The sequence below is a fragment of the Nocardia sp. NPDC005978 genome, from assembly GCF_040614455.1.
Lineage (GTDB): Bacteria > Actinomycetota > Actinomycetes > Mycobacteriales > Mycobacteriaceae > Nocardia.
Genome location: NZ_JBEXUS010000088.1, coordinates 1 through 21,468, shown reverse-complemented (window position 1 = coordinate 21,468; position 21,468 = coordinate 1). Strand labels below are relative to the sequence as shown.

15 protein-coding genes are annotated in these 21,468 nt (G+C 70.3%); 9 read left to right on the top strand and 6 right to left on the bottom strand.

What is annotated here, in order from left to right; all coding sequences use genetic code 11:
* Positions 1 to 4: 4 nt before the first annotated feature.
* Positions 5 to 1,522 (bottom strand): adenylate/guanylate cyclase domain-containing protein, encoded by a 1,518-nt coding sequence (locus tag ABZ319_RS30135; protein ID WP_354989912.1) that lies wholly within the window; start codon positions 1,520 to 1,522, stop codon positions 5 to 7.
* A 367-nt stretch (positions 1,523 to 1,889) separates the two neighbouring features.
* Here ABZ319_RS30135 and ABZ319_RS30130 point away from each other — a divergent pair, with 367 nt between their 5' ends.
* From ABZ319_RS30130 to ABZ319_RS30110, 5 genes are all read left to right on the top strand, one after another.
* A complete protein-coding gene (locus tag ABZ319_RS30130) occupies positions 1,890 to 3,170 on the top strand; it encodes an AI-2E family transporter (RefSeq protein WP_354989911.1) in 1,281 nt (426 codons plus the stop codon).
* A complete protein-coding gene (locus tag ABZ319_RS30125; RefSeq protein ID WP_354989894.1) occupies positions 3,154 to 4,335 on the top strand; it encodes a DUF5931 domain-containing protein in 1,182 nt (393 codons plus the stop codon). Before ABZ319_RS30130 ends, ABZ319_RS30125 begins: the two co-directional genes overlap by 17 nt.
* A 43-nt stretch (positions 4,336 to 4,378) precedes the next feature.
* Entirely contained in the window at positions 4,379 to 5,041 is a 663-nt protein-coding gene (locus ABZ319_RS30120) for a response regulator transcription factor (RefSeq protein ID WP_354989893.1), read from the top strand.
* Positions 5,042 to 5,159: 118 nt separating this feature from the next.
* On the top strand, positions 5,160 to 5,858 hold the full coding sequence (locus ABZ319_RS30115) for a DUF1707 domain-containing protein (protein ID WP_354989910.1): 699 nt from the start codon (positions 5,160 to 5,162) through the stop codon (positions 5,856 to 5,858).
* Between the two features lie 58 nt (positions 5,859 to 5,916).
* Entirely contained in the window at positions 5,917 to 6,738 is an 822-nt protein-coding gene (locus tag ABZ319_RS30110; RefSeq protein WP_354989892.1) for an alpha/beta fold hydrolase, read from the top strand.
* Positions 6,739 to 7,100: 362 nt separating this feature from the next.
* Here the strand turns inward: ABZ319_RS30110 and ABZ319_RS30105 are convergent, their stop codons facing one another.
* The gene (locus ABZ319_RS30105) at positions 7,101 to 7,268 is read right to left on the bottom strand and encodes a hypothetical protein (protein WP_354989891.1); all 168 of its coding nucleotides are present in this window, start codon (positions 7,266 to 7,268) and stop codon (positions 7,101 to 7,103) included.
* Between the two features lie 136 nt (positions 7,269 to 7,404).
* Between ABZ319_RS30105 and ABZ319_RS30100 the strand changes: the two genes are divergently transcribed.
* The gene (locus tag ABZ319_RS30100) at positions 7,405 to 9,624 is read left to right on the top strand and encodes a DUF2339 domain-containing protein (protein WP_354989890.1); all 2,220 of its coding nucleotides are present in this window, start codon (positions 7,405 to 7,407) and stop codon (positions 9,622 to 9,624) included.
* Between the two features lie 57 nt (positions 9,625 to 9,681).
* Here ABZ319_RS30100 and ABZ319_RS30095 read toward each other — a convergent pair whose 3' ends face one another.
* From ABZ319_RS30095 to ABZ319_RS30080, 4 genes are read right to left on the bottom strand one after another with little or no spacing between them, the layout of a single operon-like run.
* Complete coding sequence (locus tag ABZ319_RS30095; protein WP_354989889.1) at positions 9,682 to 12,654, bottom strand: MMPL family transporter; 2,973 nt, start codon at positions 12,652 to 12,654, stop codon at positions 9,682 to 9,684.
* Positions 12,654 to 13,400: an NYN domain-containing protein gene (locus ABZ319_RS30090; RefSeq protein ID WP_354989888.1), complete on the bottom strand. Its 747-nt coding sequence runs from the start codon at positions 13,398 to 13,400 to the stop codon at positions 12,654 to 12,656. Before ABZ319_RS30090 ends, ABZ319_RS30095 begins: the two co-directional genes overlap by 1 nt.
* The gene (gene trmB / locus ABZ319_RS30085; protein WP_354989887.1) at positions 13,397 to 14,221 is read right to left on the bottom strand and encodes a tRNA (guanosine(46)-N7)-methyltransferase TrmB; all 825 of its coding nucleotides are present in this window, start codon (positions 14,219 to 14,221) and stop codon (positions 13,397 to 13,399) included. Before trmB ends, ABZ319_RS30090 begins: the two co-directional genes overlap by 4 nt.
* Positions 14,222 to 14,280: 59 nt before the next feature.
* A complete protein-coding gene (locus ABZ319_RS30080; protein WP_354989886.1) occupies positions 14,281 to 15,702 on the bottom strand; it encodes a lipase family protein in 1,422 nt (473 codons plus the stop codon).
* A gap of 259 nt (positions 15,703 to 15,961) precedes the next feature.
* On the opposite strand from ABZ319_RS30080, the gene ABZ319_RS30075 reads away from it, so the two are divergent.
* The 3 genes from ABZ319_RS30075 (at position 15,962) to ABZ319_RS30065 (ending at position 21,137) form a co-directional block, all read left to right on the top strand.
* Positions 15,962 to 16,672 carry a hypothetical protein gene (locus ABZ319_RS30075; RefSeq protein WP_354989885.1) on the top strand — a complete coding sequence of 237 codons (711 nt, stop codon included), beginning with the start codon at positions 15,962 to 15,964 and terminating at the stop codon, positions 16,670 to 16,672.
* A 712-nt stretch (positions 16,673 to 17,384) separates the two neighbouring features.
* Positions 17,385 to 19,088 (top strand): hypothetical protein, encoded by a 1,704-nt coding sequence (locus tag ABZ319_RS30070; RefSeq protein WP_354989884.1) that lies wholly within the window; start codon positions 17,385 to 17,387, stop codon positions 19,086 to 19,088.
* 222 nt (positions 19,089 to 19,310) lie between these two features.
* On the top strand, positions 19,311 to 21,137 hold the full coding sequence (locus tag ABZ319_RS30065) for a phosphoenolpyruvate carboxykinase (GTP) (RefSeq protein WP_354989883.1): 1,827 nt from the start codon (positions 19,311 to 19,313) through the stop codon (positions 21,135 to 21,137).
* Positions 21,138 to 21,468: the final 331 nt, after the last annotated feature.

The window sequence follows — 21,468 nt, the reverse complement described above, 5'->3', positions numbered from 1 at the left end:
GGGGTCAGCCTAACGAACGAGTAGCCGCCTCGTCTGTACCCCTCAGGTCGCTACTCGAGCGGGGCCAGGCGAGCCGAGTTTTTCGCCGCCGGCCGCGAAGCTGTACTTCGTCGCCGGTTTCCCAATGGCGCTGTTCGTTCTCATCGGCGAAATACAGCGCGCTGCTCGAGGTCAGGACGCGCTCGGGACGGTCCTTCGCGAGCTCGGTCAGGCGGGACGCCTCGTTCACCGGATCGCCGATCACGGTGTACTCGAAACGATTTGCCCCGCCGATATTCCCGGCGACCGCGAGCCCGGCCGACACGCCCATGCCGATATCCAATCCCGGCACCTCGCGCAGGGCTTCGCGCAGCTCACGGGCGGCGGCGAGGGCGGCGGTCGGCGCGTCCGGGCGATCCAGCGGCGCGCCGAAGATGGCGAGCGCGGCATCGCCCATGAATTTATTGATCAGGCCGTGATGCCGGTCGATCACATCGACCACGACACGGAAGAACTCATTGAGCAGACTGACCACTTCGGTCGGCGGGCGTTCGGCGGCGGTGGCCGTGGAACCGACCATATCGACGAACAACACCGCCACGAATCGGGTTTCACCACCGAGTTCGGTGCCGTACTCCAATGCGCGCCGCGCCACGTCCTCACCGACATGCCGGCCGAACAATTCCTGGAGTTCCCGGCGTTTGGCCGCCTCGCCCATCATTCGGTTGAAGCCAACCTGCAGCAGCCCGATTTCCGAACCGTCGAAAACTTCCACCTGAACGTCGCGCGCGCCTTCCTGCACGCGATCGATGGCCTGGCTGAGCTGCCGAATCGGATCGGAAATACTCGACGCGGTGAGCATGGAAAGCGCCAGCGCCTGCATGATGACCACGCCGCACAGCAGCAGAATCGACACCGCCAGCGACTGGGCGGAGAACTGCACGCGCGCGGAAATCTGCGTCACGCACAGCAGCACGATGGCGATCACCGGCGCGAACGTGCCCATGCCCCAGGTCATGGCCATCCGGGTGCCGACACCGGCGGTCAGGGTGTGGTCGAAGACGCCCGCGGTCAGCGCCTCGGCCGCGACCGGGCGCAGGATGCGCTCGCCCAGCATGTAGGTGAAGCCGAAAACGATGGTGGCGGCCATACATTCGGTGACGATCACCGCCGCCGCCAGCTCCGGGGTGCGCACGATGATCAGCGAGGCCAGCACCGCGCCGCCCACCAGCCACAGCACCAGGTGCACGATGGCCTGCCGCAGCGGCGCGTGCAGCGCCGCCATCTGCTCCTGCCTGCTCGGCGGCCCGCCGCGCATCTGCCAGCGCATGACCGGGCGCAGCATCAGCGCCGACGCGGTCAGACTCAGGAATCCGCCGACGGTGAAGACCAGTCCGGGCACCAGCAGCCCGGTCTGGCGGGTCGCGCTGGTCTCGCCCTCGGGCACCGGCAGGCCGTACTGGATGAACGCCCAGACCAGCACGGCGCCGAAGGCATTGGCCGCCAGCATCGATGCCAGATACAGCGGCCAGCGTGTGCGCATGGTCTGCTTGACCGCTTCCAGCGGATCCCGTGCGGTCGTCATGTCGCCCCCGTCCGCCGCCCGTCCAGCCGCGCGGAGACTGCGGCTGAGCTTGCTTCCCGGGGCATTGGCACGAAGACCAATCTAGCGGCGGATGGCCCCTCTCGAATATTTGGCGCACGGCTGCGCGCCGCCGGACTCGCGTATGCGGGCGGGCGGTCGGTCGGAGAGCCGAATTCGGGGTTACCCATTCCCCGGAGCGGATACACCTGAAATCGGGTGTGACGTCGCGTGAGAGGGAAAAGGCATGAGCGGACGGGATGAACGGCGGCGCGTTCGCGACAGCGCGGGTCAATTCGGACACAGTAGGGTTCGGGGGGTGAGCGAGGTGCAAGCGGGGGACGGGCACGCCGATCAGCCGAAGACGGCGCGCAAACGGGATTCGGACGCGGTGCACCCGCTGGTGCGCGAGGCCGCCGAATGGAGCTGGCGGCTGCTGCTCATCCTGGCCGCCATTCTGACCGTGGCGTGGATGGCGCATCGGCTCTCGGCCGTCACCATTCCGCTCTCCATCGCCCTGCTGGGCGCGGCCCTGCTCTCCCCGCTCGTGGATTGGATCCAGCGCCTGGGCGTTCCGCGTTCGCTCGGGGTGTTCGTCGCGCTGACCGGATCGCTCGGACTGCTCGCCGGCATCATGACCTTCGTCGTCGAACAGTTCGTGGTCGGCGTGCCGCAGCTGTCCGACGAATTCAAGGACAGCGTGCACGAGATCCAGGACTGGCTGATCAACGGCCCGCTGCACATGAGCAACGAGCAGATTCGCAACGCGGGCGACACCATCGTCAAGACGATCGAATCGAATCAGGCCACGCTCACCAACGGCGCGCTCACCACCGCCACCGTGATCGGCGAGTTCTTCACCGGCGCGTTCCTGACGCTGTTCATTCTCATCTTCTTCATCTACGGCGGCGACCAGATCTGGGAATTCATGACCCGGGTGGTGCCGCGCGGCCAGCGCGACCGGGTTCGCGCCGCCGGGCGCCTGGGCTTCGGCACCCTCACCGGATTCGTCCGCGCCACCGTGCTGGTGGCCGCGGTCGACGCGATCGGCATCGGTGCGGGCCTGGCGATTCTGCAGGTCCCGCTGGCGCTGCCGCTGGCCTCGCTGGTGTTCATCGGCGCGTTCATCCCGATCATCGGCTCCTTCATCGCCGGGTCGGTCGCGGTGTTCATCGCCCTCATGACCAAGGGCCTGGTCACCGCGCTCATCGTCCTGGGCATCACCATCGCGGTCATGCAGCTGGAAGGGCATGTGCTGCAACCGCTGCTGATGGGCCGCGCGGTGCGCATCCACCCGCTGGCCGTCGTGCTCGCCATCGCCGCGGGCGTGGTGCTCGCGGGCATCGCGGGCGGTCTGCTCGCGGTGCCGTTCGTGGCCGTGCTCAACACCGCCATGCGCTCGCTGCTGGCCGACTCGCCCGACGAGTTGTATCAAGATCTGCACACCGGGGACCCGCACGAGCGGATGTTCGCGGCCGAGCCCGACACGCCCGACCCGAATCGTTATCGACTGCCCGAACCGGGGGTGACGAGCGCGGTGACCGAGAGCGGACGGACCGCGTCCGCGCCCGCCGCCGAGCCGGGCGCCGCCGGTGACACGCCCGGCTGAACCCGCCTCCGACGACGCCGCCACCTCACCGCTGTGGCGGGCCGCGCAGGCGTTCCGGCTGGTCACCCTGATCTACGCGGTCGGCCAGCAGGCGGCCTCGGTGTCGTACTACACCAATCAGCGGCTGAGCTGGGTGCTCATCGCGCTCATGGCGGTGTGGTCCGGCGTATCGGCGGTCATGTTGTCGCAGTGGCGGATTCACAATCTGCGCCGGGTGCGGACCACCGTCGTCATCGGCGACCACGTGGTGGTCGTCGCGCTCATCTTCGCCACCCGGCTGGTCTCGGACTTCGACTGGTACCACGGGCACCAGACCCTGCCCACCACGCTGTGGGCCGCCAACGCGGTCATGTCCTCGGCGATCCTGTGGGGGCCGTTCGGCGGCGTCACGTCCGGGCTGCTCATCTCCGCAGCCATCATCACCGCCCGTGAGCAGTGGGAACTCGACATCTGGCGGGACGCCACCGCGCCGGTGCTGGTCTCGGTGGGACTCGCGATCGGCTTGGCCGCCAACACCGCCCGGCGCGCCCAGGCCCAGCTGCAACGCGCGGTACGGCTCACCGCCGCGGCCGAGGAACGCGAGCGACTGGCCCGCGAGGTGCACGACGGCGTGCTCCAGGTGCTCAGCTATATCAAACGGCGCGGCACCGAGATCGGCGGCCCGACAGCCGAATTGGCGCAGCGCGCGGGGGAGCAGGAGGTCGCGCTGCGGGTGCTCATCTCCGAGCAGGGCGAACGCTCGGACGCCGGCGGGCCGGAGGTGGACCTGCGGCCGCTGCTCACCGCCCAGGCCACGCCCTCGGTCCTGGTCTCCACGCCCGGCGAACCGGTGCCGTTCGGGCGCTGGGAAGCCCGCGAGATCTCGGCCGCGGTCGCCGCCGCGCTCGCCAACGTGGTGCAGCATGCCGGACCCGGCGCGAAAGCCTATGTGCTGCTGGAGGATACCGGCGAGGAACTCATCATCAGCGTGCGCGACGACGGGCCGGGAATTCCGTCCGGCCGGCTCGCCGAAGCCGAAGGGCAAGGGCGCATGGGGGTTTCGAGGTCGATCGTCGGGCGCATCGCCGCCATCGAGGGCACCGCACACCTGCTGTTCGAGGCGGCCGGGCCGGACGCGGCGGACGACGGCGCGGAATGGGAATTCCGGGTGCCTCGGCGGCGGTGACCATCCACGGCGGCGATGACTCACAATGGGACCGGAGGTGCACATGTCCGAACAAACCCGGCCGATCACGGTCATGGTGGTCGACGACCACCCGATCTGGCGCGACGGCGTCGCCCGCGACCTCGCCGAGGCCGGATTCGACGTGGTCGCCACCGCGGACGGCGTCGCGTCCGCGGGCCGCCGGGCCGCCGCCGTCCAGCCCGACGTCGTGCTCATGGACATGCAGTTGCCCGACGGCAACGGCGCGGACGCCACCGGTGAGGTACTGCGGGTCGCGCCGCGCACCCACGTGCTGGTGCTCTCTGCCTCGGCCGAACGCGACGACGTGCTCGACGCCATCAAGGCCGGGGCCATCGGCTACCTGGTCAAGAGCGCCTCGGCGACCGAACTCACCGACGCGGTGCGGGCCACCGCCGCCGGTCAGGCCGTCTTCACCCCCGGGTTGGCCGGGCTCGTCCTGGGGGAGTTCCGGCGCATCGCGAACACCCCCGCCGACCGGGACGAACCGCACCGGCCCGCGCTCACCGACCGGGAGACCGAGGTGCTGCGCATGGTGGCCAAGGGTCTCTCGGCCCGGCAGATCGCCACCCGCCTGAACCTCAGCCATCGGACGGTCGAGAACCACGTGCAGTCCACGCTGCGCAAACTCCAGCTCGGCAACCGGGTGGAACTCACGCGCTACGCCATCGAACAGGGCCTGGAATAGGGCGGGCGATCCCCGGGTGGCGGGCGGGATTCAGGGATTGCCCTGATGCGCGCACCACCCCCGGCTCGCTAGCCTCGAAGGCATGGGTGGCCCTGAATCCGGCATCGAGACGGGCGTGATCGGCGATCGCGATCTGCGCGTGGGCGATGCCGAACGCGAACACGTCGGAACGCTGCTGCAACGCGCGGTGGGCCTGGGCATGCTGTCCCTGGGCGAATTCACCGAGCGGATGGACACCGCGCTGGCGGCCAAGACGCGCGGCGAGCTCAACGCCGTGCTGGTCGATCTGCCCGGCATCCGCCTGGCCGGGCAACCGGGACCCGCGCCGCACTACCCGAACGCGCGGGTCCACTCCGCGCCGCGGCCCTTCGCGGGCGGACGGGCGCAGTTCGCCACCGAATTCGCCACCGCCGCCGCACAATTGACGAATCCGCGGCCGCCGATGTCCGGCAACGTGATTCGGGCGCGCATGTCCGGGGTCACGCGCAAGGGCACCTGGCAGGTGCCGCCGGCGCTGACGGTGGAGAGTTTCATGGGCGGGGTCACCCTCGATTTCACCCAGGCCATCATGTCCACGCAGGTGGTGGAGATCCGGCTGAGCGGCTACTTCAGCTCGATCGAACTCATCGTGCCGGGCGCGGCGACCGTCGACGTGAACGGCGTCGACCTGGTCGGATCCTCCGCGAACAACAAGGTCCGCACCGGCCCGCCCATGGGCCCGCTGCACCTGATAGTGCACGGGGACATCCGCTTCGGATCGATCACCGCCAAGCATCCCTTCGGCACGAACTGGCGTCGATTCCTCAACGGGGCCTGACGTCCGCGGCCCGAATGGGCTGCGGCACCGCGGGGTTCCGGCGGGTATCCTCACGCGCATGGTCGAAGGCGGGGCGGCGGGCGCTATTCCGAAACCACTGGTGCGCACCGGCCGCGGCGAACCGCTGCTGCTGTTGCACGGGGTGCTGCTGACCTGGCAGTCCTGGATTCCGGTCATCGACGATCTGGCCACCGATCACGAGATCCTGGCCCCGACCCTGCCCGGACACTACGGCGGTCCCGAACCCGCGCGCCCGGTCACCGTCGCCGCGCTCGCCGACTTCGCCGAGGCCCTGCTCGACGAAGCGGGCTGGCCCACAGCGCATATCGTCGGAAACTCGCTCGGCGGCTGGCTCGCCCTGGAACTGGCCGCGCGCGGGCGCGCCCGGTCGGTCACCGCCATCGCACCCGCGGGCCTGTGGCGCACCCCGCAGGCCGCCGACGCCCTGCTGCGCAAGTTCCTGGTCTTCGGTCCCGTGGTCGGCATCTCCACCGATCAACCGCCCGCCATGCCCACGATGCTCCGCAGCCTGCTGCTCCCCCTGCTGGCCCACCGCCCCGCCGCGGTCCCCAACCAGCTCGCGAAGGCGATGGCCGCCGCCGTGACCCGCTGCACCATCACCACGGACCTGACCCGAGACCCGTTGCTCCCCAACGGTTTCACGGCCCTGGAAGCCCTGACGACCCCCGTCACGATCCTGCTCCCCCAACACGACCGGATCCTCCCCGCCCACCTCTACCCCACCCTCCCCACCACCCCCACCCTCGACGTCCGCCCCCTGACCGGCGTAGGCCACGTCCCGATGCTCGAGGCCCCCACCCGCATAATCGCCGAGGTCCGCGCCACCCTGACCCGCGCCGCCGGCCGTCAGTCGGCCTGACCGGCGGCGCCGATCCGGCGGGTGGGCTCCGCGGCGCCCTCGGCGATCATGTCGAAATCTCCGTCGTGGTGTGCACGACCCGCCGGGGCCGCTCCGCGACAGCCGCCACCGCCGGGCCGGGCGGCGACACGACGCGGTGATTGCCGACCCGAATGCGTTGGATCCGAACCTTGTTCACGCGATCCCAGGCGTCGTCGGGCGTCGATAGCTAGTCGAAGCCGCGAAGATTGTGCCTGACTCGCTCGAGTTCGGTGGCGCGTCGAACGCTGTAGAGCACGTCCTATTCGCCGAGATCTGCGCACCCCGACCCGCGCCGCCGCCTACCGGTCCGCCTGATCGACCCGACTCGCATCGGGTCCTCGCTACTCGGCGAGCTGTTGTAGCCCGCCGGTCTTGATCCAGGCCGCTAGCTTCTTCCGGAGTTCGGCGCGCGCCGCATCGGTGGTTTCGGCAGCTGTCTCCTGCGTGCGGGGAACCGCGTCCGGGTCGACCGGCGGATCGTCCCCGTGCTCGCTCGAATCTCGCGTCATCGTCGCCTCCTTCGACTGCGATTCTCGTGCGTGACCGATGATCAGGGAGCGTTTCGCGTAGTTGGGGTAGGAATCGGGCGGGTGGCGGGGGTTTCTACTCATGTGGGTGAAGCCGCTGGTAGCGAGGCTTAGCTGCATGAATACCGCCATCGATCCCCGTTTGATCGCTCGGCTGTCGACCGAATTCACCTCGCTCAGCGACCACATGAGCACCCTCGGCCGGGACCTCGAGGTCCTGCGCGGCCAGCTCGTCGCCGATCGTGCCGGTCAGACCGCCCAGGATGCCGCCGCGACAACGGTTTTCGCGCCGCATCAGCCAGTCACCCCGCCCGCCCCGATCCCCGTGGCGGGCGGTCCGGTGCCGCCGCCCGGAGAATGGGCGCGACCGGCCCCGGCCGCTGCCGCCGCGAGCTCCGGTGTACCGAGCTCCACCGGCGCTTCGTTCGAAACCGCTGCGGCGGAGCCGATTCCGCAGGGTGGTTCGGGTACTCCCGGCGCGGTGCCAGCGGGGCCGGGACAGGCCGGAGCGGGTGCCTCCGCCTGGCAGGTTCCGGCGGGTGTGCCGGTGCCGCCGCCCGGGGGAGCGCTACCGCCGCAGTTCGGGGGAGCACCGCGCTATCCGGGGGCGCCCGCGGGCATGCCGGGGCAGACGCGGGCCGGGTGGATGGGCGGGCCGCCGCGGGCCGGGGCGGTGGGGCAGCCGGTGTACGGGGCCATGCCGCCGCCGCAGGGCCCGCGACGGGTTCCGCCGCGACCGGTGCGGACGCCGTGGTGGCAGCGCGAAGGGGTGGTCAGCCGGCTGCTGGCGGTCGCGGGGGTCGGGGTCACCCTCATCGGCGTGGTGATGCTGCTGGTGCTGGCGGCGCAGGCCGGGATCTTCGGGCCGGTGCCGAGAGTTGTCGCGGGGGCCGTGTTCTCGGCCGCGCTGGTGGGTGTGGCCGTGCGCGTGCACGGACGGGCCGGCGGACAGGTGGGCGCGGTCGCGCTGGCGGCCACGGGTATCGCCGGGGGATACCTGACCGTCGTCGCGGTGACCGCCGTGTACGGGTGGCTGCATCCGGTCATCGGGTACGGGGTCGCGCTGGGGATCGCGGCGGGCGGTGTCGCGCTCGCGATGCACTGGCGTGCACAGGCTTTGGCGGTGCTGGTCGTGCTCGGCGCGGCGCTGCTGTCGCCGTCGGTCGCCACCGGAATCGCGCTGCTGGTGTTCCTGATCGTGCTGCAGCTCGCCGCGGTGCCCGTGCAGGTCGTGCGGGACTGGCCGTGGCTGCACCTGGTGCGGACCCTGCCCGCGGCGCTGGCCACCTTCTTCGCCGTGGCCGTGGCCGCGCTGGGCGACGCCGCGCGCGGCCACCGCTACGAGGTTCTGGCCGCCGCCGTCGCCGTCGCGGTGATCGGCCTGGCGGGTGCGCTGGTGGTGCTGCGCAAGCGCGCCGGCGACCTGACCGCGAGTCTGGCCTTCGCCGTGGCCACGGTGCCGCTGCTGGCCGCGCCGGCCATGTTCGAGCGCCGTACCTCGGTGATCGTGGCCGCGGTCTTCGCCACGGTGCTGCTGCTCGTCGCCGCACTGCCGTGGGCCGCGAAACTCGCGGAGCGCGTGCGCATTCCGGGTCATCTCGCGGCCGTCGCCGCCGTGGCCGGGTCCTGCGCCCTGCTCGAGGCGTGCGTCGGGGTGACCCGGGTGCAGACCCTGCCGATCGCGCTCTACCTTGCGGCACTGGGCTTCCTGGCGGTGGCCGGGCAGCAGCGCTCGCGCCTGGCGACCGGCCTCGGGGCGGCCTTCGCGGTCATCGGCACCCTGGCCTTCCTGGAGCGGGTCAACCCGTCCACGCTCGCCACCCAGGCCGATGCCGAACGCTACCTGGGGATTTCGACCGCTCTCGCCGCGGTGGCCGCGCTCGCGGTGCTCGCCGCCGGGTTCCGGTGCGCCCGCCGCCTCGGGCTGGCCGACTCCGAGAGCGACGCCAGCGCGCTCGGGGTCGTGGGCGGCATCGCGGCCCTCTACGCGGTGACCGCGCTGACCGTCTCGGCGGGCGTCGCCACCGGCAGCCGCGACGGCTTCCTCGCCGGGCACGGCATCGCCACCGTCATCTGGATGGCAGCCGCCACCACCGCGCTGCTCTACGGCCTGCGCAGGCTCGCCCGCACCCCGCAGGCGGCCAAGGTGGCGCTCGCGGCCGGCCTGCTGGTCACCGCGGCCTCGCTCGCCAAGCTGTTCCTGTTCGACCTGGCCACGCTGGACGGACTGGTGCGCGCGGGCGCCTTCCTGGTGGTGGGCGTGCTCCTGCTGCTGGCGGGCACCCGCTACGCCCGGGCCTTCGCCGAGTCGGCCCAATCCACCCCGTCCGCAACCTGATCCGACGAGAAAGCCCGGCCGTGCGACGCACGGCCGGGCTTTCGTCGCCTGCGGGAATCAGTCCCGGTTCTGCCTGCGCAGCAATTCGTTCACGCTGACGGTGCGACCGTCGCTGCCCCGATGCTTGCCCTCGTCGTCCGGCTGTTCGGCCGGGCGGCGCGCGGACCGCAGATCCGACATCCACTGCTCGATATTGCTGCGACCGTCCCCGGCCGGCTGATCGTCGAGCGAATGGTGGGCCGGATGCGGTTGCTCCGCACCGGAATCCGCCGGTGCGGCCGGATCGGCCCCGGGCTGATACAGCTGCGCGCGGGTCGCCGGATGCGGCGGGATGTTGCTGCCGGGCGGGGGCAGCACGCGCTCCGCGCCGATCGGATGCGCGGGCTTCGAATCCGACTGGGACACGGCCGGAATCACGGGATTCACGGGCTTGGGCGGCTGCGCGAAACCCGCGTCCCGGCCCCGGGCGGAACCGGGCTCGGCGGACTCGCGTCCCGGCTGCGCGACCGTGCGCGGGGTGACACCGTGCCCGGGGGTGCGGGTGAAGCCGTTCCCGGCGCCGTTGTTCGGCTGTGCGGGAACGCCGTTGGCCGCGCCGGGTGCGGCCGCGCCGATCGGCTTGGCCGGTGCGGCGGCCCCGCCGGGTGCGGCGGCGTCCCCGGCTTTGCCCGTCCCCGCCGCCTTCACATCGCTGATCTGCTGGGTCGGCGCGTTGCCGTCCACGTCGATGTCGATCATGCGCGCGGGCTTGGGCCGGCGAATGCGCGGAATCGCCTGGCTGTCGGTCAGCGCGGGCATCTGCATGGTGACCGGATCGGTGATGGGCGTGGTCTTGACCAGGTCGACCACTTCGCCGCCGCCCGGCCGCTCGTCGTCGAGGATCGGCTCACCGAGCCCGATCTTCTCCTGCACCTTCTTCATCCAGGCCGGAGCCCACCAGCAGTCGTCGCCGAGCAGCTTCATGGTGGCGGGCACCAGCAGCATGCGCAGCACGGTCGCGTCGATGAGCAGCGCGGCCACCATGCCGTAGGCGATGTACTGCATCATCACCAGTTCGGAGAAGGCGAACGCGCCCGTCACCACCAGCAGGATGGCCGCGGCCGCGGTGATGATGCGGCCGGTCTGGGCGGTGCCGATGCGGACCGCCTCGGTCGTGCTCGCCCCCTGCGCGCGCGCTTCGACCATGCGCGACAACAGGAATACCTCGTAGTCGATCGACAGGCCGTAGATGATCGCGATGATCAACACCAGAATCGGCGACATGATCGGCTGCGGGGTGAAGTTGAGCAGCCCCGCGCCGTGCCCGTCGATGAAGATCCAGGTCAGGATGCCCAGCGTGGAGCCAAGGCCCAGCGCGCTCATGAGCGCGGCCTTGAGCGGCAGCACCAGCGATCCGAAGGTGAGGAACATCAGGATCGTGGTGATCAGCAGCACCAGGGCGATCATGATCGGCATGATGTCCAGCAGCGAATTGATGCTGTCCATCATCATGACCGGCTGCCCGGTGACCATCACCTCCGCGCCCTCGGGCACATCCATCGACCGCAGATAATCCACGGTCTCCTCGGGATGATCCGGCGTCACCACGGTGGCTTCGGTTTTCCACACGTTCGAGCCGTTCGGCGGTTTCGCCGGAATGCCGAACTGGGAGTTCTTCACCAGTCCCGGAGCCTGATTGGCCTGGGTGAGAATCGCGCCGATATCGCGGGAATTGTCGGTGACGATGACCAGCTGCACGGGATCGGATTTACGCAGCGGGAAGATCTCGTCGAAATGTTCCTGTGCCACACGAACTTTGTTGTCCGGCGGCAGATAGGTTTCGCTGATACCGCCGAACTGCAGATTCTTCACCGGAATGATGAGCAGCAGCAGCACGATGGTCAGCGGAATCGCGACCTTGAGCGGATGCTTCATGACCCAGGCGGTCTGCCGGCCCCAGAGGCCGTTCTCCACCTCTTCGGCGGTCTTGGTCTTGCGAATCCACTTCAGGCCCAGCGCATCCACGCGCGGGCCGAGAATGCCCAGGATCGCGGGCAGCACGGTGAGCGCGGAGACCATGGCCAGCAGCACGGCGGCGATGGTGCCGTAGGCGACGGACTTGAGGAAGCCCTGCGGGAACAGCAGCATGCCCGCGCTGGCGGCGATGATCATGGTGGCCGAGGAGGACACGGTGCGGCCCGCGGTCTGCACCGAGCGCCGGACCGCCGCCCTGGTGTCGTAGCCCTCGGCCAGTTCCTCGCGGAAACGGCTCACGATGAACAGGCCGTAGTCGATCGCCAGGCCCAGGCCGATCATCGACACCACGGCCATGACGAACGAGTTCACCTCGGTGAACTTGGTCAGGCCCATGATGATGCCGTTGGACGCGATGATCGTCAGACCGCCGATGATCAGCGGCAGCGAGGCGGCCACGATGCCGCCGAAGATGAGGAACAGCAGCACCGCGACGGCCGGCAGCGCCAGCATCTCCATGCGCTTGACGTCGCTGGAGATGGTGTCGTTCAGCGTGAACGCGATCGGCTGCATGCCCGCGACCTCGACAGTGACGTCCGGGATCTCGAAGGCGTTCTGCACGGCCTTGTAGCTGCGCAGCATGTCGTTGTCGTTGTTGCCCGCCAGGGCGAGGGTGGCGAACGCGTGCTTCTTGTCCTTGGAACCGAAGAAGCTCGGCGAGTACTCGCCGGTGGTGGTCCGCCAGTACGACCCGTTGACCTTGGAGATCTCGGGGTATTCCTCGGGCAGCCGATTGAGGGCCTCGACGACCTTCGCACTCCACTCCGGGTCGTCGATCGTCTTGCCCTCGGGCGCGCTGAACAGCAGCACGATGTCGCTGTTGTGATCGCGGCCGTAGGTCTGGTCCTGCAGGACCGCCGCCTTGGTCGACTCGGAATGCGGGTTGAACCAGCCGCTGGAGCTGAGATGGCTCTCTACCCCGAGCCCGAAGGCGCCGAGCCCGAGAAACCCGGCGATCGCCAAGCCCAGAACTGTGAAGCGCAGTTTGTAGACCAGGTCGCCCCAGCGGGTGAACACTAAGCGACTCCTTGAGCGGGGCGGGAGGTGAGCAGCGCTGACAGCGGCCGGAACGGCTGCAGCCATGCTCCCTCGTCGGGCAGCGACTCGAGACTGACCCGGGGCAGCGGTTCACGGAACACGCCCGGGATGTCCTCGAGATCGATGAACTCGAGAATATCCGACGTGACCGCCCAACTCGCGTGCTCGCGGAATCCCAGCACCTGGACGGGAACGCCGCTGGCGGCTATTTCCTCGAGTGGTGCGCGGAACGCCTGGCCATCGGCGGAGGCGACCATGATTCCGGCCAGCCCCGCGCCGCGGCGGCGTAGCTCGATATGGGCGAGCATATCGCTGTCGACGTCGGAATCTTCATCGATTTTGGGTTTTGCGAAGACTGCGTAGCCGACATTGCGAAGCGCCTCCACCCAGGGGCGCACCACGTCGGCGGTGCCGGGCGCGATGTTGGTGAAAACGGTGGCTTCGGGTTCCACGCGGGTGCGACTGCCGACCGAGAGTTCGGCGGTCCGGGCGAGCAGCCAACGACCCAGTGCGTCGAAACGCGGGCGATAGGCGGCGGTCGGGCGGCCACCGAGAATGGCTCCCAGTCCCATATCCAAATTGGGGGCGTCCCACACGAGGAGAACTCGGCGCACGTCCGATCCGGTGCCCGAGAGGCTCGTGTTGCCGGTTAGTTCCGACGACCCGGCGCCGTGCATTATTCCGGCAACATCCGCGACCTCCGGGGCCATCTCACTGACGCTCATGATTCGATCTTCCCCCAGATGAACTCATTGATCGCGCTACCCGCGCGGAGTCCTTTGCCCTCGAACTTGGTAATCGGGCGTTCAAAACCGATCGGTGCGTTTTCAAGATACTGCGCCGGGTCCCCGCCCGTGGTCGCATTCATGCCGATGAGCTGCGATTCTCCCGCGCCGACTTCGGCAATGTGTTCCGCGTAATCCGCGTGATCGGTCGCGACGTGCAACACGCCGCCCGGACGCAGCCGACTGGCGATGAGTGTCAGCGTGGTGGGCTGCAGCAGCCGGCGCTTGTGGTGCCGAGCCTTCGGCCAGGGGTCCGGGAAGAACACCCGGACACCTGTCAGCGACTCCGGAGCAATCATGTGCTCGAGGACCGAGACCGCGTCGCCGCGCAGCAGCCGGATGTTGTCGATCGACTCGCGCTCGATGCGCTGCACCAGCTGTGCCAGACCCGGGCGGTAGACCTCGACCCCGATGAGATTGAACTCCGGCTCGGCCTGGGCCATCGCCGCGGTGGCGGTGCCGGTGCCACAGCCGATTTCGATGATCAGCGGGGCGCTGCGGCCGAACCACTCGTCGGCGTCGAGCTTGTCCTGGGACACCTCGCGGCCGATGGCGGGCCACATGCGCTCCCAGGACTGCTGCTGCGGCTGGGTCAGGGCGCCCCGGCGGGACCGGAAGCTCGTTACCCGGGGGTAGAGACGATTGTCGCGGGGACGATCCACACCCGCGCCGGGGTGCGCGTCCGCGCCCGCGTGGTCGGCGGACCGCGGCCCGGGGACTGACTCGGCAGTGTGGTTCGCGGCGTCGTTCACGGCGTCCATTGTCCAGTATTGAGTAGTTACCGCAGCAATCGACTACGTGTTGGGGAGCGTATCGGCGCTCAGGCCGCCAGACCCGGCGCCTCGGCGGCGACCTGCGGCGACTGCTGCGCGAGCGAGAGCCCCAGCGTGACTCGCATTGCGGTGGTTGCCAATTCCAGCAGCCCGCGCCAGCGGGCGGGCGGCAGCGCCACCGACCAGACGGTCTCGGTTGTGGGTTCGCTGAGAGTTTTGCCCGCCAGCCGATCGGCCAGCCAATCGAGGGTCAGGGGCGTCGCCAGCGGCAGCAGCGAGAAATGCTCGCTGAGCCGATCCCGCAGGTACCAGACCGCCGCGCCGTTCGCCCGGTAGCGCTCGACCTGGGCGTCGATGCCCGACACGTGGATGACCTGATCACGGACCGGGTGCACCACCAGGATCGGGCAGGCCGGGGCGGTGTTGCCCAGGCGGATGTCGGCGAACATGTCCTCGAGCTCGGGCAGGATCTGCGCCAGCGGGCGGTGCAGGTAGTCCTCCAGGCGGCAGCCGACCAGCAGCGGCAGCGCGGCGATCGGGCCCAACTGCTCCGCGCGGCGCAGCAGGCGATGGCCGGCCGGGGTGAAGTCCTTGCGGACCACGTCGGCGAGCACGGGGTACGCCTGCTGCAGCGCGGCGATGACGATCGCCGGGAACCCGGCGTAGAGGCCGCCGTCCAGGCGCAGGAAGACCGCGGCCGGGTCGCCGACCGGCGCGCCCAGCACCGCACCGGCGATATCGAGTTCGGGGGCGTACTCCGGGGCCATCTCCACGGTCCACGAACTCGCCATGCCGCCGCCCGAATAGCCCCACACCCCGATCCGGGTTTCCGGGCGCAGGCCGAGCGGGGCGAAACGCAGGGCCGCGCGAATGCCGTCGAGGGTGCGGTAGCCGGGTTCACGGGCCACGCCGAAACCGCCCTTGGGGCCCTCGTGATCGGCGATGGTCACCGCCCAGCCGCGGCGCAGGGCGTTGGCGACCAGCATCCACTCCCACTGGGTGACCGAACCGGGGGCGAGCGCGCCGCGCCGCAGGGCGTAGGACGGGGCGCAGCGATCGGTCACCGAGTCCTGGGCGGACTGGAAGGCCAGTAGCGGGCGAGCCGCGTCGGGGGTCGCGCCCCGGGGCAGCAGGACGGTGGTGACGGCGACCTCGGGGCGGCCGTGCAGATCGTTGCTGCGGTACAGCAGCTGCCAGGCCGTGACCTGCTGCGGGATCACCCCGAGCAGGGCGAGTTCGACCGGGCGGGTGCGCAGGATGGCGCCCGGGGGTTGCATCGCCAGGCCCGGCGGGGTGTGGAAGAAGGGGTCGCGGCCGGGCGGGACCGGGCGGGCGGCGCCGGCGGCGCGGCGGTCGGCGGCCGCGGTCAGGTTCGCGTCGGGGCGCTGTGCCGCCGAGTCCGGCTGTCCCGTAAGGGAATCCGGATAGGCCGGTGTGGTGTCCACGCCGTCGGCATTGTGCTTGGTCACGGCTGCTGGCGACCTTCCTCGCTGAGTCCCGGTCATCGGGCTCGGGGGAACCGTCTGCACCGCTGTCGGCGGTGCCGCCGACCGGATCGAAACAGTAGGTGGTTTCGGAGGGGGTGGGAAGACCGTGCGTCGATGAATTGCGCTGTCGCACAGTTGGACCCGCAGTGGTATGAGTCGGTTTGTCCTGTTGAAGGGCACATTTCGGGCGTGCGGGAGCGAATCACCCCGTGCGCGAGCGGGTCCGGGCTAGGCTGCGCGCGTGCCGCACGGGCCGTCCCCGCGCATTCAGATCACCGGCCGAGCGCGCGCCGGCAAGTCGACGCTGCGAGACGCGCTGTCCCTGCTGTCGGCGCGGGAGACGGCGCCGCTGGATGTTCCGGGTCGCGCCGATCCGATCCTGGACGCCGACCTCGTCCTCTACGTCCTGCCCGGGGCCGCGAATTCGGCCGACCGCCGCCTGCTCGCCACCCTGTCCCCGGCCCGCACCCTCGTGGTCCTGAACAAGGCCGACGCCATCGGCTGCCGCTGGCCCGACGCGGCCGCCGTCGCGGACCGCCTCACCCGCGTCCTGGGCCACCGCACCTTCCCCGTGGTGGCGGCCCTGGCCGCCCGCACCCGCACCGGCACGTTCACCCCCGCCGACCTGCACACCCTGCACCGCCACCGCCACCACACGCCCCCCGCCTTCACCCTCCTCCCCGAGCTCTTCACGGACCCGTCCCTGGCCACCGACGCCCCCGCCCGCCAAACCCTGCTGGACCGCTGGACCCTCTACGGCGTCGCCTGCGCCCTGACCGCCCTGAACCACGCCCCCACCCTCCACCCCCGCCCCCTCCTCCAGATCCTCCACTCCGCCAGCGGCATAGACCCCCTCCACGAGGAGCTCCACACCCGCTACGTGGCCGCCGCGACCCGCCTCGCCGAGTCCGCCCCGCCCCACCCCCCTCCGCCGCCCGAACCGTTCGATTGAGCCGCCTCGGACCTCCGGCTCACGCGGTGACTCGATCCGTCCCGGGCGTGGTTGCCGGTGGCCTTGCGATGGGTCGTTGGACGAGCGCGGGCCCGTCCGGGTGTGCCGCGTCGTGTGTCGTCGGGGCGAGACGACGCGAGCGTTGGTGGGACCGTGAACACCACTGCGATGAGTCGGCCCACGCATCCGGGCACCCAAGTTGGGCCGGGGCAAGTCGGGGACGGGTTCGGTGACGAATTACGGGTGTTGGCGGGTGATCTCGTACGGGGGAGGGTCGTTGGGCGGGGCCGGGCAGCTCGGGGACGGTGAGCCGGGTGGAGTGACGCCTCGGAGCGGTGGGCAGTTGTTCGGCACGCTCGATTTGCCGGAGCACCGGTGTGCCTTGCCCGCGGCGGGAGGTGCGAGCGGGGCGGGGGACGCGGAGCAGACCGATCGGCGTCCGGCAGCCGAACGGAACGAAGCCGGGCTGGACAGCCGGAGCGGCGAGAGCTCGTCCACTTCGGTGATGGTGGGGGCCACGGCTGTTGGTGGACCGGATGCGGGGTTGACCGGAGCGGGGGAGGGGGTTGTCGCAGCCGAACCAGTGACGTCCGCGCCGGAGCGGGCGACCGTGCCTGCGGAGCTGTCAGCGCGGCCGCGGGAGTCGGCGGTTGTGACTGCCGAGCCGGTGACGTCCGTGCCGGAGCGGGCGGCTGTGCCCGTGGAGCAGCCGGTGCGGCTGCAAGAGACGTCGGTTGTGCCGGCCGAGCCGGTGGCGGGGGTGCCGGAGCGGGTCGCGGTGTTGGAGCCGGGGGTGGAGAAGGTGGTGGGGCGGTGGAACCCGCACGGGCTGGCCTTGTTGCTGGCCGTGGGGAGCGGGGGGTGCGGGCGAAGTGGGGAAGTGGTGTTGCTGGGTGGGGACGAATGGGGCGCGGCGCTGTTGCGGGCCGAGTTGGCTCGATGTGTGCCGCGGGTGGACGTAGTGGACGGTGGGGGCGCGGGGTGGGGGACGGTCGAATTCGATTCGGAGCCGAGGGAATCGGTGGTCAGGGGTGCGGGTGCGATCGAGGGCGGCGCGGAAGCGGGAACGTGCGTTTCGGGTGCGGCCGCAGCGGGGGCGTGGGTTTCGGGCGCTGCGGGGACGCGGATTTCGGGCGCGGGGGCTCCGTGGCGCGCGGGCGGGCGGCCGGTGGCCGTGGCGTGCGTCGTTCTGGAGGCGGGGGCGCCGGTCGGGCGGGAGACCGTCGGGGTGGTGTGTGCGCTGCGGGCGGCGGGAACACGGATCGTGTTCGCGCTGGAGGGGTTTGCCGCGCATGCGGAGTGGCGGGCGGTTCTCGCCGCGGACGCGCGGGTCCTGGGCGCCGGGGCGGCGATCGACATCGTTCCGGTCTCGGCGCGCCTGGCGGCGCTGGCCCGGGCGAACGGGGATGCGGCGCTGGCGGATCGGTCGGGTCTGGGGCTGCTGCACGCCCGGCTGGTGGCCGCGGCGGGCGCGGGGGCGGTGGGGGACCAGGTAGCGCTGGTGCGCGCGCGAGTGCTCGCCCAGACGCGGGAACGGATCGGCCTGGAGCTCGGGAAGCTGCGCGACGGCGGGGATGTCGCGGCACTGCGTGCCGAGCGGGCCGCCCTGCTCGCGGTCGGGGACGGCGGGCGCGGGCCCGCCATGTCGCTGCTGCGGAATCGATTGCATTTGGCGCGCGTGGATCTCGTGCACGACGTCGGGGTGCGGGTGCGCGGGCTGCACACCGGCGCGCGGGCGGAGATCGAACGACTGCCCCGCGCCCGGCAGCCGGCGTATCCCCGCGTCCTGCAGGACGCAGTGGAAAAGATCACACGGGAGATCGACCGGGCGGTGCGGACGCGACTCGCCGAGTTGACCGGCCTGGTCGAGCGGTCGGTCGGAATCGCCGGGGACACACCGCCCCCGGCCCCCGACACGCCCGGGGTGCGACACGAAGATCGGCGGCCGCGGGTGGGCGCCGGACCGGATCCGCGCTGCCGGGGTGTCGAAGATCATCTGATGATCGCGCTGGGCGCCTCCGCCGGGTTCGGGCTGGGCCGGCTGATGATGGCCCCGCTGGCCCTCTGGGAGGCCCTGGAATACGGAATCGTGCCGGTCAGTCTCCTGCTGGGCGCCGCCGTCGCGGCCTGGGTCGTGCGGGCCCGCCGCGAACTCGCCGACCGCGCGCATCTCGGCCAATGGGTCGCCGACGTGCTGGTCAACGTGAAGGCGCAGCTGGAACAGCGGGTCGCGACGGCCCTGGTGGAAGCCGAGGAACGGCTTACCGAATATGTGGTGACCTCGAGCACCGCCCGACTCGTCGAAACAGACCGTCGGGTAGGGGAATTGGAGGCGCGATTGCGGCAGGCCGCCCAGCGTAGGCCCGCTTTACTGACCGCTTGTGAACGTGACCTGACCGCACTCGAATTCGCATAGTCGCTGGTCGGAGGTTTCGACCCGGTACCGACTGGACAACCCGATTCCATACGCCGGGATATATGGCGTTAACCTCTATGGCAGGAACCTGGGCGTCCGCTTGGTCCTTGTACGCCGTCCAGCCGGGACGGCTATCGGCAAGTCGTGGTGGCCGCCTTGCCGCAATTGGTGGCACTCGGTGTCGCGAGCACCCCGGGCCCCCTATCTCAGGAGAGTTGTTTCATGACCTCAGCGACCATTCCTGGTCTTCACGATGGCACCGCGCCCACCGAGCACAAGGAACTGCTTGCCTGGGTACAGGAGGTCGCAGAACTCACCCAGCCCGATCGCGTGGTCTGGGTGGACGGCTCCGAGGAAGAGGCGGTGCGGCTCTCCGAGCAGCTCGTCGCGGCCGGCACGTTCAAGAAGCTGAACGAGCAGAAGAAGCCGAACTCGTACCTGGCCCTCTCCGATCCCTCCGACGTCGCGCGCGTCGAATCTCGCACCTACATCTGTTCGCGCAACGAGTCCGACGCGGGCCCGACCAACAACTGGGTCGACCCGGCCGAGATGCGCGCCACCATGACCGAGCTGTACCGCGGTTCCATGAAGGGCCGCACCATGTACGTGGTGCCCTTCTGCATGGGCCCGCTGGGCGCCGACGACCCGAAGCTGGGCGTCGAACTCACCGACTCCGAGTACGTCGTGGTCTCCATGCGCGTGATGACCCGCGCCGGCTCGGCCGCGCTGGACAAGCTCGGCACCGATCGCCCGTACGTGAAGGCGCTGCACTCGCTGGGCGCCCCGCTGGCCGAGGGCCAGGCCGACGTGCCGTGGCCGTGCAACGACACCAAGTACATCACCCACTTCCCCGAGGACCGCGAGATCTGGTCCTACGGTTCGGGTTACGGCGGCAACGCGCTGCTGGGCAAGAAGTGCTACTCGCTGCGCATCGCCTCGGCCATGGCGCACGACGAGGGCTGGCTGGCCGAGCACATGCTCATCCTCAAGCTCATCTCGCCCGAGAACAAGAACTACTACGTGGCCGCCGCCTTCCCGTCGGCCTGTGGCAAGACCAACCTCGCGATGATCCAGCCGACCATCCCGGGCTGGCGCGCCGAGACCCTCGGCGACGACATCGCGTGGATGCGTTTCGGCGCGGACGGCCGCCTGTACGCGGTCAATCCGGAGTTCGGTTTCTTCGGCGTCGCGCCGGGCACCAACCACTCCTCCAACCCGAACGCGATGGCCACCATCGACGCGGGCAACACGGTCTACACCAACGTGGCGCTCACCGATGACGGCGATGTGTGGTGGGAGGGCCTCGAGGGCCAGCCCGATCACCTCATCGACTGGAAGGGCAACGACTGGTACGAGCGGGAGTCCGAGACGCTTGCCGCGCACCCGAACTCGCGCTACTGCACCCCGATGTCGCAGTGCCCGACCCTGGCTCCCGAATGGGACGACCCGCAGGGCGTGCCGATCTCGGCGATCCTGTTCGGCGGTCGCCGCAAGACCACCGTCCCGCTGGTGACCGAGTCCTTCGACTGGCAGCACGGCGTGTTCATGGGCGCCACGATGTCCTCGGAGCAGACCGCCGCCGCCGAGGGCAAGGTCGGCACCGTCCGCCGCGACCCGATGGCCATGCTGCCCTTCCTGGGCTACCACGTGGGCGACTACATGAACCACTGGGTGAACCTGGGCAAGAACGCCGACGCGGAGAAGCTGCCGAAGATCTTCTACGTCAACTGGTTCCGCCGCGGCGGCGATGGCCGCTTCCTGTGGCCCGGATTCGGCGAGAACTCCCGCGTGCTGGAGTGGATCGTCGGCCGCATCGAGGGCACCGCCCAGGGCGAGGCCACCCCGATCGGCACCGTGCCGCACGCCTCCAACCTCCTGCTGGAGGGTCTGGACGTCAACGCGGCCGACGTCGACGAGGCGCTCGTGGTGAACGCCGAGGAGTGGAAGCGCGAGCTCCCGATGATCGAGGAGTGGTTCGAGTTCGTCGGCGACAAGCTGCCCTCGGGCGTGCGCGACGAGTTCGAGGCCCTGAAGCAGCGCCTGGGCTGAGCTCCCCCGCCTCCCCGAATATTCAGCGCCCGGCTGAGATCCGTCGCCCGCCATGCATGCGGGCGACGGTTGGGTGCCGAACCGATTCTGGGCGTGCCCCCGGAGTTACCCCGACCGGTACGAGATCAGCCGTCGCCTGGGCGATCGAAAGATCGTGATTCGGGCCTGGGCGGGATGCCACACCCTCGGGGCAAGCACGGGTGAGCTCTGCACTTGCAACTGACTACGGCCCCGGCGGCGCCCCAGTGGGGGCCGCCCGGGGCCGTTGAAGGCGGCGGGTATAAGCGCCCCCGAGGTACCGGGGGTGTGGCGCGGGTGGGCGGGGCCCACC

Excerpts from the sequence above, each read along its gene's own strand:
- ABZ319_RS30135 (WP_354989912.1), bottom strand. The coding sequence starts at position 1,522 with ATGCGCACACGCTGGCCGCTGTATCTGGCATCGATGCTGGCGGCCAAT.
- ABZ319_RS30120 (WP_354989893.1), top strand. The coding sequence starts at position 4,379 with ATGTCCGAACAAACCCGGCCGATCACGGTCATGGTGGTCGACGACCAC.
- ABZ319_RS30110 (WP_354989892.1), top strand. The coding sequence starts at position 5,917 with ATGGTCGAAGGCGGGGCGGCGGGCGCTATTCCGAAACCACTGGTGCGC.
- ABZ319_RS30105 (WP_354989891.1), bottom strand. The coding sequence starts at position 7,268 with ATGACGCGAGATTCGAGCGAGCACGGGGACGATCCGCCGGTCGACCCG.
- ABZ319_RS30100 (WP_354989890.1), top strand. The coding sequence starts at position 7,405 with ATGAATACCGCCATCGATCCCCGTTTGATCGCTCGGCTGTCGACCGAA.
- ABZ319_RS30090 (WP_354989888.1), bottom strand. The coding sequence starts at position 13,400 with ATGAGCGTCAGTGAGATGGCCCCGGAGGTCGCGGATGTTGCCGGAATA.
- trmB (WP_354989887.1), bottom strand. The coding sequence starts at position 14,221 with ATGGACGCCGTGAACGACGCCGCGAACCACACTGCCGAGTCAGTCCCC.
- ABZ319_RS30065 (WP_354989883.1), top strand. The coding sequence starts at position 19,311 with ATGACCTCAGCGACCATTCCTGGTCTTCACGATGGCACCGCGCCCACC.